Source organism: Citrobacter gillenii (assembly GCF_013337685.1).
GTDB classification, from domain to species: domain Bacteria; phylum Pseudomonadota; class Gammaproteobacteria; order Enterobacterales; family Enterobacteriaceae; genus Citrobacter; species Citrobacter gillenii.
The window spans coordinates 18,252-32,093 of record NZ_SUQN01000002.1 but is presented as its reverse complement, the minus strand read 5'-3'; the positions used below and the strand labels follow the sequence as shown (position 1 = coordinate 32,093).

12 protein-coding genes are annotated in these 13,842 nt (G+C 53.3%); 7 read left to right on the top strand and 5 right to left on the bottom strand.

The genetic code is table 11. The annotated features are described in order from the left end of the window. From fliR to FCH32_RS03910, 3 genes are read left to right on the top strand one after another with little or no spacing between them, the layout of a single operon-like run. Nucleotides 1–783, top strand: a complete 783-nt coding sequence (gene fliR, locus FCH32_RS03920) for a flagellar biosynthetic protein FliR (RefSeq protein WP_117342006.1) — start codon at nucleotides 1–3, stop codon at nucleotides 781–783. Continuing rightward, complete coding sequence (gene flhB / locus FCH32_RS03915; protein ID WP_137363204.1) at nucleotides 773–1,912, top strand: flagellar biosynthesis protein FlhB; 1,140 nt, start codon at nucleotides 773–775, stop codon at nucleotides 1,910–1,912. The genes fliR and flhB overlap by 11 nt, the downstream gene beginning before the upstream one ends. After that, nucleotides 1,896–3,989 carry a flagellar biosynthesis protein FlhA gene (locus FCH32_RS03910; RefSeq protein ID WP_135912541.1) on the top strand — a complete coding sequence of 698 codons (2,094 nt, stop codon included), beginning with the start codon at nucleotides 1,896–1,898 and terminating at the stop codon, nucleotides 3,987–3,989. The genes flhB and FCH32_RS03910 overlap by 17 nt, the downstream gene beginning before the upstream one ends. Nucleotides 3,990–4,026: 37 nt before the next feature. On the opposite strand, the gene FCH32_RS03905 is transcribed toward FCH32_RS03910, so the two are convergent. Beyond that, on the bottom strand, nucleotides 4,027–4,788 hold the full coding sequence (locus FCH32_RS03905) for a C40 family peptidase (RefSeq protein WP_096758196.1): 762 nt from the start codon (nucleotides 4,786–4,788) through the stop codon (nucleotides 4,027–4,029). 348 nt (nucleotides 4,789–5,136) lie between these two features. Here FCH32_RS03905 and dpaA point away from each other — a divergent pair, with 348 nt between their 5' ends. Further along, nucleotides 5,137–5,877: a peptidoglycan meso-diaminopimelic acid protein amidase gene (dpaA, locus tag FCH32_RS03900; RefSeq protein WP_174360530.1), complete on the top strand. Its 741-nt coding sequence runs from the start codon at nucleotides 5,137–5,139 to the stop codon at nucleotides 5,875–5,877. On the opposite strand, the gene FCH32_RS03895 is transcribed toward dpaA, so the two are convergent. Together FCH32_RS03895 and lpcA are read right to left on the bottom strand one after the other, a co-directional pair. Next, nucleotides 5,848–6,615 (bottom strand): class II glutamine amidotransferase, encoded by a 768-nt coding sequence (locus tag FCH32_RS03895; RefSeq protein ID WP_115259356.1) that lies wholly within the window; start codon nucleotides 6,613–6,615, stop codon nucleotides 5,848–5,850. The two genes, dpaA and FCH32_RS03895, sit on opposite strands and share 30 nt — an antisense overlap. 111 nt (nucleotides 6,616–6,726) lie before the next feature. Then, nucleotides 6,727–7,305, bottom strand: coding sequence for a D-sedoheptulose 7-phosphate isomerase (gene lpcA, locus FCH32_RS03890; RefSeq protein WP_096758199.1), 579 nt, complete (start codon nucleotides 7,303–7,305; stop codon nucleotides 6,727–6,729). 239 nt (nucleotides 7,306–7,544) lie between these two features. Between lpcA and fadE the strand changes: the two genes are divergently transcribed. From fadE to FCH32_RS03875, 3 genes are all read left to right on the top strand, one after another. Then, on the top strand, nucleotides 7,545–9,989 hold the full coding sequence (gene fadE, locus FCH32_RS03885) for an acyl-CoA dehydrogenase FadE (RefSeq protein ID WP_174360529.1): 2,445 nt from the start codon (nucleotides 7,545–7,547) through the stop codon (nucleotides 9,987–9,989). A gap of 109 nt (nucleotides 9,990–10,098) precedes the next feature. Beyond that, nucleotides 10,099–10,866: an amidohydrolase gene (locus tag FCH32_RS03880; protein ID WP_115259360.1), complete on the top strand. Its 768-nt coding sequence runs from the start codon at nucleotides 10,099–10,101 to the stop codon at nucleotides 10,864–10,866. A gap of 155 nt (nucleotides 10,867–11,021) precedes the next feature. Then, nucleotides 11,022–11,432, top strand: a complete 411-nt coding sequence (locus tag FCH32_RS03875) for a Spy/CpxP family protein refolding chaperone (RefSeq protein ID WP_096758202.1) — start codon at nucleotides 11,022–11,024, stop codon at nucleotides 11,430–11,432. A 26-nt stretch (nucleotides 11,433–11,458) separates the two neighbouring features. On the opposite strand, the gene FCH32_RS03870 is transcribed toward FCH32_RS03875, so the two are convergent. Together FCH32_RS03870 and FCH32_RS03865 are read right to left on the bottom strand one after the other, a co-directional pair. After that, nucleotides 11,459–12,172 carry an EAL domain-containing protein gene (locus tag FCH32_RS03870; RefSeq protein WP_228758121.1) on the bottom strand — a complete coding sequence of 238 codons (714 nt, stop codon included), beginning with the start codon at nucleotides 12,170–12,172 and terminating at the stop codon, nucleotides 11,459–11,461. 1 nt (nucleotide 12,173) lies between these two features. Further along, a complete protein-coding gene (locus FCH32_RS03865; RefSeq protein ID WP_174360528.1) occupies nucleotides 12,174–13,841 on the bottom strand; it encodes an O-antigen ligase family protein in 1,668 nt (555 codons plus the stop codon). Nucleotide 13,842: the final 1 nt, after the last annotated feature.

The following is a 13,842-nucleotide window of genomic DNA, read 5'->3' as shown; positions in this document are numbered from 1 at the left end:
ATGCGCGAAACCGATATCACACAGCTAAGCAGCCTGATCCTGGGCATGTGGTTTCCCTTCGTGCGCATTATGGCGTTTATACACTATGCGCCGGTGCTGGATAACGCCGCGCTGACGGTCCGCATACGTATCGTGCTGTCACTGGCGCTGGCATTCATCATTACGCCGTTGATCCCCCACCCCGTCCCCAGCAGCCTGCTGTCAATAAACAGCATCATCCTGACCGCAGAACAGTTTCTGTGGGGTATGTTGTTTGGCCTGATGCTGCAGTTTCTGTTTTTAGCACTCCAGTTAGCCGGGCAGATCCTCTCGTTTAATATGGGGATGAGTATGGCGGTGATGAACGATCCCAGCAGCGGCGCATCGACGACGGTGCTGGCGGAAATGATCAACATTTACGCGGTAATTCTGTTCTTCGCGATGGATGGGCATCTGCTGCTGGTGAGTATTTTATTCAAAAGCTTTACCTACTGGCCGATTGGCAATGCGCTGCATCCGCAATCTCTGCGCACTATTTCCCTGGCGCTGGGCTGGGTATTTGCAGCCGCCACGCTGCTGGCGCTACCAACCACGTTTATCATGCTGGTTGTTCAGGGCTGCTTTGGTCTGCTGAACCGCATTGCGCCCCCACTCAACCTTTATTCCCTGGGCTTTCCTATCAATATGCTGGCGGGTCTGGTCTGTTTCGCCACCCTGCTGTACAACCTGCCCGACCACTATCTGCACCTGGCGAATTTCGTCCTGCAGCAGCTCGACGCGCTAAAGGGACACTATGGCGGATAGCAGCAGCGAAGAAAAAACAGAAAAACCCTCGGCGCAAAAACTTCGCAAAGCCAGAGAGGATGGGCAAATCCCGCGTTCAAAAGACATGGGGCTTGCCGCCAGCTTGTTTGCCGCGTTTATGGTGATCTCCAGCAGCTTCCCCTGGTATGAAGATTTCGTGCGCGAAAGCTTCATCAGCGTGCATCAGTACGCACAGAATATTAATGACCCGGACATCATCGGACAGTTCCTCGAACATCATCTGCTGATTCTGGCGAAATTTATTCTGACGCTGTTGCCGATGCCCGTAGCCGCCCTGTTTGCCTCGCTGGTGCCGGGTGGATGGCTGTTCCTGCCGAAGAAAATTTTACCGGACTTCAGCAAGTTAAGTCCGATTAAGGGCATAGGGCGTCTGTTCTCCACAGAGCATCTGGTGGAAACCGGAAAAATGACGCTGAAGGCTATCGTGCTTTTAATCATGCTGTGGATAACCCTGCGCAATAACTTTGCCTCGTTTCTCGGGTTACAAGAGCTGTTTTTTAAACAGGCGATTAGCGATGGTCTATCACTCTACAGCAGCGTGATGCGCAACTTTGTCATCTTGTTTATCTTTTTTGCTCTCGTGGACGTTCCTCTGGCGAAAAAAATGTTCACCAAAGGACTGAAGATGACCAAGCAGGAAATAAAAGAAGAATATAAAAACCAGGAAGGTAAACCAGAGGTTAAAGCGAGGATCCGGCGTTTGCAACGGCAAATGGCGATGGGCCAAATTCGCAAAGTGGTACCGAAGGCCAACGTAGTGATCGTCAACCCAACGCACTACGCCGTCGCCTTACAGTATGACCATGCTCGCGCCGCCGCGCCGTTCGTTGTCGCCAAAGGCACGGATGAAATTGCACTGTATATCCGCCAGGTCGCTGCAGAGAACAACATTGAAGTCGTTGAGTTTCCCAAGCTGGCACGCTCTGTTTATTACACCACCCAGGTGAATCAGCAAATTCCGTTTCAACTTTATCGGGCGATTGCCCACGTCCTGACCTACGTCCTGCAAATGAAACACTGGCGTGACGGAGCACAAGCACGCCCTTCACTGAACAGACATATTTCCATTCCAAAAGAGGTTCTTAAACTGGATGCCGAAAATAACTAAACAATTCATGGCGCTGCTGCGTAACGGCAATATCGGCGTGCCGCTGGTGATCCTGTGTATTCTGGCGATGGTGATCCTGCCGCTACCACCTGCACTTTTGGATATTCTGTTCACCTTTAACATCGTGCTGGCGGTGATGGTGCTATTGGTGGCCGTTTCCGCAAAACGACCGCTCGAATTCAGCCTGTTCCCGACCATTTTGCTGATTACCACCCTAATGCGATTGACGCTAAACGTGGCGTCAACGCGCGTGGTGTTACTGCATGGCCATATGGGTGCCGGTGCCGCCGGTAAAGTGATCGAGTCCTTCGGTCAGGTGGTGATCGGCGGTAACTTCGTGGTCGGCTTTGTGGTGTTTATCATCCTGATGATCATCAACTTTATCGTGGTCACTAAAGGTGCTGAACGTATCTCCGAGGTGTCTGCCCGCTTTACGCTGGACGCGATGCCCGGTAAACAGATGGCGATTGATGCCGATCTGAATGCCGGGTTGATCAACCAGGCGCAGGCGCAAACACGACGCAAAGACGTGGCGGGTGAGGCAGATTTCTACGGTGCGATGGATGGTGCTTCAAAGTTCGTGCGTGGGGACGCCATCGCCGGGATGATGATCCTGGCCATCAACCTGATCGGCGGCGTCTGTATTGGGATCTTTAAATACGATTTAAGCGCTGAGGCCGCGTTCCAGCAATACGTGCTGATGACCATCGGTGACGGCCTGGTCGCGCAAATCCCGTCTTTGCTGCTGTCGACGGCGGCGGCGATTATCGTCACGCGCGTCAGCGACAGCGGCGATATTGCTACCGACGTACGTAGCCAGCTGCTGGCCAGCCCTTCGGTGCTCTATACCGCCACCAGCATTATGTTCGTGCTGGCCGTTGTGCCGGGCATGCCACATTTCCCGTTCCTGGCTTTTACGGCGCTGTTAGGGTTCACCGCCTGGCGCATGAGCAAGCGTCCGAAAGTCGCCGAGACTGAAGAGAAAAATCTCGAAACGCTGACCAAAACCATCACCGAAACCACCGAGCAGCAGGTCAGTTGGGAAACCATTCCGTTAATTGAGCCCATTAGCCTGAGTCTGGGCTATAAGCTGGTGGCGCTGGTCGATAAATCGAAAGGTAATCCGCTGACCCAGCGTATTCGTGGCGTGCGGCAGGTGATTTCTGACGGCAACGGCGTGTTGCTGCCTGAAATTCGTATCCGCGAAAACTTCAGACTGAAACCCACGCAGTACGCCATTTTCATCAATGGGATTAAAGCGGATGAGGCGGATATCCCCTCAGATAAGCTGATGGCGCTACCCTCCAGCGAAACTTACGGCGAAATAGATGGCGTGTTAGGGAACGACCCGGCCTACGGGATGCCCGTTACCTGGATTGTGCCGGCGCAAAAAGCCAAGGCATTAAATATGGGGTATCAGGTTATTGACAGCGCCAGCGTCATTGCCACGCACGTGAATAAGATTATTCGTCGCTATATTCCCGATCTGTTTAATTACGATGATATTACGCAGTTACATAACCGCCTGTCGTCCATGGCACCGCGTCTGGCGGAAGATCTCAGCGCGGCGCTGAATTACAGCCAGTTATTGAAGATTTACCGGACGCTGCTTATCGAAGGCGTTTCATTACGCGATATCGTTACCATTGCCACCGTGCTGGTTGCCAGCAGCGCGACCACCAAAGATCCCATTCTGCTGACGGCAGATGTCCGTCTTGCGCTGCGTCGCAGTATTACTCACCCGTTTGTACGCAAAGATGAGCTGGCGGTCTACACGCTCAATAGTGAACTGGAGAATTTACTGGCAAACGTGGTCAATCAGGCACAGCAAAGTGGCAAAGTGATGCTCGACAGCGTACCGGTCGATCCGAATATGCTTAATCAGTTCCAGACCAATATGCCGCAGATAAAAGAACAAATGAAAGCCGCGGGGAAAGAACCGATATTGTTGGTCGCTCCACAGTTACGTCCGCTGCTCGCTCGCTATGCTCGTCTGTTCGCGCCGGGGCTACAGGTGCTGTCTTATAATGAAGTGCCGGATGAGCTGGAATTAAAAATTATGGGCGCGTTGAGCTAACGCGTGATGAGGCGGTGCTGAAAGTACCGCCTGACTATTACAGAATTGTATTTTCCGTCAGAATTCGTCGGGCACCGAGATAATGATCCTGCCAGAAAGGTTCGGACAAGGTGCTGACCCGGATCGTTTCGCCGGTACGTGGCGACTCAATAAATTGCCCCTGCCCCAAATAGACCCCCATATGATCGGCAATATCCCGGCTGTGAATATGGAAAAACAGTAAATCACCACGACGTAAATCGCGATTAGAGACAATTGTCGCCCGCCGATAGTGATACATTTCATTGGCAGTACGGGGCAGTTTCGCCGCCAGAATTTTATTGTAGGCATAGAAAACGAGCCCGCTGCAGTCAAAGCCTTCATCCGGACGGGTTCCCCCCCACAGATACGGTTTACCTAACTGTTGCTCAAGGCGATGAATCGCCACTTCGGTGATGTTGTGCAGGTGATCGCTGCTGAGAAAATGAGGATTTTCGGCGAGTTCCTGCCAGCGATGATCGCTGGCTTTAAGCGGACCTGGGAACCACTCCGGGTGCTGTTTAATCTGCACGCGATTCTGCTGGCGCAGTGCCTTTTTACTTTCCGCATTACCTTCTACCACGTAGCTGGCCTGCTTTTTTACCTGCACATGATACTGCTTGAGTAACCGGGCACGATTACGCATACGCAACTGCGCCGCATAGTTTAAGGGGGTATTTGATAAGACAGGCTGAACTTTGGCGATACACGGTAATGACAACACGACACACAAAGACAGCAGGCCCGGCAAAAGGCGTCGGGGTGCAGTGGCAAAAGACATGAAAAAAGAATACCTGGTCAAACACGTTCGGCGCAGTGTACTGCTATTGGCGGGATATCTTTTTTAATATTTGATTATTAATAGATTAATTTTTTAAATTCAATAGATTAGAAAGTCAGTATTAATCTTATGCAATGGACGGATAGCAGCGACAAATTACGCCGCTGTCTGACTGCCTTTAAGTCCAATGTTGCGTATAAAGAGAAACTAAAGTGTAAACGCAGCACGAGAGACTTGCGAAAAACTTTCTTGGTGCTAATGTGAGCGCTCCAAATCCAGATTTATCCGATTTGGCGACTCTATTTGCCGTCCTGGCGTGTGTAACCGTTTTATCAAGGAATAAGCAGTATGCGTAAAATCGCATTTTTTCTTGCGATGCTTTTATTACCGTGCGTTTCATTTGCCGGTTTGCTGAGCAGTAGCAGTCCAACTGCACCTGTCAGCAAAGAATATAAGCAGCAATTGATGGGATCTCCTGTCTATATTCAGATCTTTAAAGAAGAACGCACGCTGGATCTGTACGTCAAGATGGGCGAACAATATCAATTGCTCGACAGCTACAAGATCTGTAACTATTCCGGCGGGTTAGGACCCAAGCAGCGCCAGGGCGATTTTAAAAGCCCGGAAGGGTTTTACAGCGTACAACGCGGTCAGCTCAAGCCGGATAGCCGCTTCTATAAAGCGATTAATATTGGCTTTCCCAACGCCTACGATCGTGCGCACGGATACGAAGGTAAATACCTGATGATCCACGGCGCCTGCGTTTCTGTCGGCTGCTATGCCATGACCGACAACGGCATTGATGAGATTTTCCAGTTTGTCACTGGGGCGTTAGTATTTGGCCAGTCCAGCGTGCAGGTCAGCATTTACCCGTTCCGCATGACCGATGCCAACATGAAGCGCCACCAGAACTCGTATTACAAAAAGTTCTGGTCACAGCTAAAACCGGGATACGACTATTTTGAACAGACGCGTAAGCCACCGACTGTTTCCGTGGTCGATGGTCGTTACGTCGTTAGCAAACCGTTGAGCCATGAAGTGATTCAGCCACAGCTGGCGTCAAACTACACGCTCCCCGAGACAAAATAGCGCCCATTCACCTGGCATAATCTTTTGCCAGGTTTCATTGCCCGTCAGCGGCTGCGTCGCGATCACGGTGACCACATCATTGGGTGTGGTCTCGGAGCTAAAGTCGATTTCTACATCCTGATCCAATAACGTCGCCACGCCGAAAGGTGCGCGGCGGGTGATCCAGAACAGATTGGTCGAACAGAACGCCATCACGTAGCGCCCGTCGGACAACAACATGTTGAAGACGCCCTTCTCACGCAGTTCCCCGGCCAGGACGGCAATATATTTAAACACCGCAGTCATGTTGCCCGGCGTACGCGGATAACGTTCAACCAGCTTATGTAGCAGCCAGCAGAACGCTTTTTCGCTGTCGGTTTCTCCGACCGGACGAAAATTACCGGTTTCCAGCGATTTATAACCGCTTAGCTGTCCGTTATGGGCATAGGTCCAGTTGCGCCCCCACAGTTCACGCGTGAACGGATGGGTATTTTCCAGCGCCACTTCTCCCCGATTCGCCTGACGAATATGAGCAATCACGGAACAGGATTTGATGGGATAGTCTTGTACCAGTTTGGCGATAGGCGAATTAAAGCTGGGTTGCGGATCTTTAAATGTACGGCAACCCTTACCTTCATAAAACGTAATCCCCCAGCCGTCTTTGTGCGGCCCGGTACCTCCCCCGCGCTGAACCAGCCCGGTGAAGCTAAAGCAAATATCGGTTGGCACGTTGGCGCTCATCCCGAGCAGTTCGCACATATATCACCTACCTTAAAACGCTGAACTGCCTGATGGCGTTACGCTTATCAGGCCTACGCAAAACGCAAGTAGGCCGGATAAGGCTTCAGCCGCCATCCGGCAATAGCCTTCTTACTTAACCATCTCTTTTTCGATCAGCTGAATCAGAATATGAATCACTTTAATGTGAATTTCCTGAATACGGTCAGCATAGCCAAAGTGCGGGACGCGAATTTCAATGTCGGCGCTGCCGGCCATTTTGCCGCCATCTTTCCCGGTCAGGGTGATGACTTTCATTCCTTTCTCACGCGCAGCGGCAATGGCTTTAATCACGTTTGCCGAGTTACCGGAGGTCGAAATGCCTAACAGGACATCCCCTTCACGCCCTACCGCTTCAACATAGCGAGAGAAAATATAATCGTAACCGAAATCATTGCTGACGCAGGAGATATGGCTGACATCAGAGATAGCGATCGCCGGATAGCCCGGACGGTTTTCACGGTAGCGCCCGGTCAGCTCTTCAGCAAAGTGCATTGCGTCGCAATGGGAGCCGCCGTTACCGCAGGAAAGTACCTTGCCACCCGCTTTAAAACTGTCTGCCAGCAGGACCGCCGCGCGCTGAATAGCGTGAATATTGGCGTCATCTTTTAAAAAATTAGCCAGCGTTTCCGCCGCTTCGCTCAGTTCGTTACGAATAAGATCCTGGTACATGAGGATATCCTTCAGCATGAATGTAAATGACAAGATGCAGTGTACCGGATAGCACTACAGGCGAGAAGCATAAGCCACAGGAATGGCTGTGGCTTTTGATTTTTTGTGCCGGTGAAAACAACAACAATGTGAGCTTTGTTGTAATTATTTTGTAAACACATTGCTAAAAGAATTTACATCCACTACAACCATATCATCACAAGTGGTCAGACCTCCTACAAGCAAGGGAGCTTTTCGATATGATGATTTTGAGTATTCTCGCAACGATTGTTCTGCTCGGCGTATTGTTTTATCACCGCGTGAGCTTGTTTCTCAGCAGCGTAATTTTGCTCGCATGGACGGCTGCGCTCGGCATAGCTGGCCTGTGGTCGGTCTGGCTGCTGGTTCCTCTGGCCATTATTCTGGTGCCGTTTAACTTTACGCCGATGCGTAAATCCATGATCTCTGCGCCAGTGTTCCGCGGCTTCCGTAAGGTTATGCCGCCGATGTCGCGCACCGAGAAAGAAGCAATTGATGCCGGTACCACCTGGTGGGAAGGCGATCTGTTCCAGGGCAAACCGGACTGGAAGAAATTGCACAGCTATCCGCAGCCACGCCTGACGGCAGAAGAGCAGGCCTTTATTGACGGTCCGGTCGAAGAAGCGTGCCGCATGGCAAACGACTTCCAGATCACCCATGAATTAGCGGATCTGCCGCCAGAACTGTGGGCGTATCTGAAAGAGCACCGCTTTTTCGCGATGATCATCAAGAAAGAGTATGGCGGTCTGGAATTCTCTGCTTATGCACAGGCTCGCGTACTGCAAAAACTCTCCGGCGTCTCCGGGATCCTGGCGATCACCGTTGGCGTACCTAACTCATTAGGCCCGGGTGAACTGCTGCAACATTACGGCACCGAAGAACAGAAAAACCATTATTTGCCGCGTCTGGCGCGTGGTCAGGAAATCCCTTGCTTTGCGCTGACCAGCCCGGAAGCGGGCTCCGATGCAGGGGCGATTCCGGATACCGGCGTAGTTTGCATGGGTGAATGGCAGGGTCAGCAGGTGCTGGGTATGCGCCTGACCTGGAACAAACGCTATATCACGCTGGCCCCTATCGCCACCGTGCTGGGCCTGGCGTTTAAACTCTCCGACCCGGAAAAACTGCTGGGCGGCGAAGAAGATCTGGGCATTACCTGCGCGCTGATCCCCACCTCAACACCGGGCGTAGAAATTGGTCGTCGCCACTTCCCGCTGAACGTCCCGTTCCAGAACGGTCCGACGCTGGGTAAAGATGTTTTTGTACCGATTGATTACATTATCGGTGGCCCGAAGATGGCCGGTCAGGGCTGGCGTATGCTGGTGGAATGTCTGTCTGTGGGGCGCGGCATTACGCTGCCATCTAACTCGACAGGTGGCGTGAAATCGGTTGCCATGGCAACAGGTGCCTATGCGCATATTCGTCGCCAGTTCAAAATCTCTATCGGCAAGATGGAAGGTATTGAAGAACCGCTGGCGCGTATTGCCGGTAACGCCTACGTGATGGACGCCGCGGCGTCGCTGATTACCTACGGTATTATGCTCGGCGAAAAACCAGCGGTACTTTCCGCCATCGTGAAATATCACTGTACCCACCGCGGGCAGCAGTCAATCATCGATGCGATGGATATCACTGGCGGTAAAGGCATTATGCTGGGCGAAAGCAACTTCCTGGCGCGTGCTTACCAGGGCGCCCCGATCGCCATCACCGTTGAAGGTGCCAATATTCTGACCCGTAGCATGATGATCTTCGGCCAGGGGGCAATTCGTTGCCATCCGTACGTGTTGGAAGAGATGGCGGCGGCGCAGAACAACGATGTGAATGCGTTCGATAAGCTGCTGTTTAAGCACATTGGTCACGTCGGCAGCAATAAGGTACGCAGTTTCTGGCTCGGTCTGACGCGCGGGCTTACCAGCAGCACGCCAACCGGTGATGCCACCAAACGTTACTACCAGCACCTGAACCGTCTGAGCGCCAACCTGGCATTACTCTCAGATGTCTCCATGGCCGTGCTGGGCGGTAGTCTGAAGCGTCGCGAGCGTATCTCCGCGCGTCTGGGCGATGTATTAAGTCAGCTGTATCTGGCTTCCGCCGTGCTGAAGCGTTATGACGACGAAGGCCGCCATGAAGCCGACCTGCCGCTGGTTCACTGGGGCGTACAGGATGCGTTGTATAAAGCGGAACAGGCGATGGACGATCTGCTGCAAAACTTCCCGAATCGTTTCGTTGCCGGGCTGCTGAATGTGGTTATCTTCCCGACCGGTCGCCACTACCATGCGCCTTCTGACAAACTGGATCATAAAGTTGCGAAGATTTTGCAGGTGCCGAGCGCAACCCGTTCACGCATCGGTCGCGGTCAGTACCTGACGCCAAGCCAATACAATCCGGTCGGCTTGTTGGAAGAAGCGTTGCTGGACGTGATTGCCGCCGACCCTATCCACCAGCGTATCTGCAAAGAGCTGGGTAAAAACCTGCCGTTTACCCGCCTGGATGAACTGGCGCGTAACGCGCTGGCAAAAGGGTTGATTGATAAAGACGAAGCCGCGATTCTGGTGAAAGCGGAAGAGAGCCGTCTGCGCAGCATCAACGTGGATGATTTTGACCCTGAGGAGCTGGCGACCCAGCCGGTAAAGTTGCCAGAGAAAGTGCGTAAAGTCGAAGCGGCATAGCGATCGCGCACGACTTCCAGCCCCGCTTAACGCGGGGCTTTTTATTGCCACATTTTCGGTAATGCTCATGCTACAGTGTCAAAATGCTGTTCAACGAGGAGCCTCGATTGTGCCTGGTTTGAAAATTACCCTACTGCAACAACCACTGATCTGGATGGATGGCCCGGCTAACCTGCGCCATTTCGACCGACAGCTTGAAACCATCACCGGACGAGACGTCATTGTATTGCCCGAGATGTTTACCAGCGGCTTTGCGATGGAAGCGGCCAGCACGTCGCTTACGCAGGAAGAGGTTGTTCGCTGGATGCACGCCAAAGCGCAGCAGACAAATGCGCTAATCGCCGGCAGCGCCGCGTTACAGTCAGAACGTGGCCCGGTAAATCGTTTTTTACTGGTAGAACCCGAAGGATGCGTTCATTTTTATGATAAACGCCACCTGTTCCGCATGGCGAACGAGCACCAATATTATCAGGCTGGAGAAGAACGCGTCATTGTTCAATGGCGCGGCTGGCGTATTTTACCGCTGGTCTGTTATGACCTGCGGTTTCCGGTATGGTCACGCAATCGCGAGGATTATGACCTGGCATTATATGTCGCAAACTGGCCTGCACCACGCTCACTGCACTGGCAGGCACTGCTGGTCGCCCGGGCAATTGAGAACCAGGCTTATGTAGCAGGATGTAACCGGGTTGGTAGCGATGGCAATGGCCATCATTATCGCGGGGACAGCCGGGTAATTAACCCGCAAGGGGAAATTATTGCCACCGCCGAGGCGCACCAGGCCACGCGGATTGATGCTGAGCTGTCGCTTACAGCATTGCGGGAGTATCGCGAGAAGTTTCCAGCCTGGCAGGATGCCGACCCGTTTACGCTATAGAGATATCTCTTCTCGCCCGTTACGGAACGGTTTCCTCGTGGCGGGATTGTTTCACTCCGTAACTAACCGCAAAACAAATTCGCGTGGCGACATGCCTCAGGCAACGTATTCTGAAAATGATAATCACACGTAAATTCCCTTATCAGGATATCAAAATGAAGAAATTTGTACGCATGACTTTGCTGGCTGCTACCCTGGCGGGTGCCTCCTTTAGCACACTTGCAGCAAACGTATCCAACGTTCCGGCCCCGGCCCAGGATCCAGTGGTACAGCACCTGAAACTGAGCAATGACCAGGTGGCGCAGATTAAAAAGCTGCACCAACAGCTGGAAACCAATGTCAGCCAGATTTCGGTGAACGACGTTAAAGACGGCGTGCTGATTGACGTGATCAAGTCCGGAAAATGGGATGATGCCGCTGTTAAGAAACAGCTTGCCGCGTTCAGCAACATCGAACAGCAGGCACGTTACTACCGCGTGAAATACTACTTTGACCTGAGCAAAGTCCTCACACCAGAGCAGCGTAAGTTGGTGCAAAAAGATATCGCACAGACGCTGGGCGAGTAATGGCATAAGCCTGAACCAGCAATGGTTCAGGCTGTCAGCTCAGGCATTATTTCTTGCGCAAACAGAAATCCCTGCACGGCATCGGCACCGCTTACGCGACAGATGGCATAATCCTCCGGCGTTTCCACCCCCTCGATCACCACCCGCTCGCCCAGCCCGCGAAACTGGTTGATGAGAACTCTCAGCTGCCACTCCGATTCTCTGAACTGATGAAACATTCCGCTTTCAATTTTGATGGCATCGAACCGAACCCCAGACAGTCGCCAGACAAAAAATAGCTCGGGCGATACATCATCCAGCCAGACGCGGAACCCGTGGCGCACCAGGGATCTTATCGCAATACACACCGCCTGCTGTTCTGACTTTTCCAGACGCATCATGGTGCCTGGGTCCTGAATTTCGATCACAATACGCCCTTGATGCGCCCGTTTAATCAATCGTGTCACCCACGACATGCAGGTCAGCATCCGGACAGACACATTCAGGGAGTAGCTTCCCGGCAGCGCCAGTACCCGCTGCATTTGCCAAAGAAAGAGTTGCTGCTTCGCGGTTGTGGAAAGGTGCTTGAAAAAAAGATCCAGCGGTAACGACGTCCGAACCTGACTCAACACCTCACGGACATCCAGCGAGGCGTCATCAAAAAAATGAATGTGCTGTAAACGGATCCCGGTTATCCGCAGCAGCTCGGCATTGCGGGGACGTGCGGGTAGATATTGAGCCTGTTCGTTTGGTCTGTTCATGTCATTCCATTTTTTGATTAAAAGGACGTCGGGCATCCTGCAGCCAGGGGATACGGCGATCGTTCGGGTATTCACGATAAAAGCGTGCCGCCAGACGACGTGCTGCGGGCATGTCGCGCTGCTTGAGCGCCAGCAAGATTTGGATGTAGGAGACGTTCGGGTCAGGATGAACACGTACATAGTCAGGCGCCCAGCGTTGAACGTGCGCCAGCCAGCGGGTATCCCGGGTTCGCTGATAACGTTGCACATCGCCCATTGCAACATCAAACCGGTAGCGACTGACCAGCAACCAGCCCCCTACCGGGATCGATTTGGCCAGTCGCCACTGCTCTGCCCGCCGCTCCACCATCGTCAACTGCTGCTGCGTTTGTAGCGTGAGGAGCAATACCGGTGTTAAAAGCAAAAATGTAATAAACGCGGTCACGCACATCCCTTTCGTCACCGACAGCGCCAGCCGATACGCGTTTTCCGTGCGATCCGCACAACGTAGCAGCAGGATCAGCAGCAGCCAGTGAGGCGTCGACTGCCTGACGGGATATTCAGTCAGCATATGAATCGCCACCGGCAGCGCCGCCACCATGCAGGCGCGGTGCCAGCGATCGCCACGCCGCCAGAGCCAGAACCCTCCGGCAATAAAACAGAGCGTGCCCGCCAGTCCGACCATGCCGCCTTCGACCATCCATAGCACCAGCTCGTTGTGCGGGTGCGACATGCTGCTCAGTCCCAGATGGCCCGCGCGGTCAAGAAACAGAGCGGGAAAGCTGCCGATGCCCCAGCCCGTCCACGGTCGCGCCATAAACAGGGCCAGCGACGTTTTCAATACCGTCCAGCGCACCTGCGATGACGTCAAGTGCTCGACCGTCGCAACGGACATAACATGGCGCGCGGCCGCTCCTGCTAGCATTCCGACCACCAGCGGCAGCACAAGAAGCAGTAACGTCCGCCGCCGGGCGGGGAAAATCATCAGCAGCAGCGTTTCACCGACGACCAGTGACAAATACCCGGTTTGCGACTGTGATTCATGCAGCACAAACCCCATCACACCAAGGGCAAACACCATGGCGATTATCTTTCTGCCGCGTAGTCGCAGGGCCAACACTACCGACAGCAGGGTGCCGCAGGCGGTGAAGCTGGCCATCAGGTTAACCTGCTGAAAAATGCCGTAGGGCCGCGTACTGCGCCACCAGGCAAACTCCCAGTAGCCCACGCCCGGTAGATGCCAATACTGATAGACGAAGACGAGGCACTCGATAAGGCTGGCTCCCCATAACAGCGCCAGTAATGTCGTCAGGGTGTTCGCCGCCAGCGGAATTTGCAGCACCACCAGATAAACCAGCACACCGCCCAACAGCGCCCCAACCACCAACAGTGACTCAGGTTGCCAGACTGCGGGCGTCATCAGACAGAGCAACGTCAGAATGAGTGAGCCTGCGATAAACCCGACGGCAGGCAAGGTGACGCGCCAGACCTGGCGAGGGGGTCGTACGGATACGCAGCCGGCTAATACAACTGCGTAGATCCAGGCCAAAATATTGAGCGGTAACGACAGGCCGCTGCCGCCATTATTCGGCCAGTAAAGGTGCATTGCCCCGCACCAGTAAAACAGGCTGAGCCCGAGAAATACTCTCTGCGCAGGCAGCGGGGCAAGGCGATTCAGTGTATTTTTCATA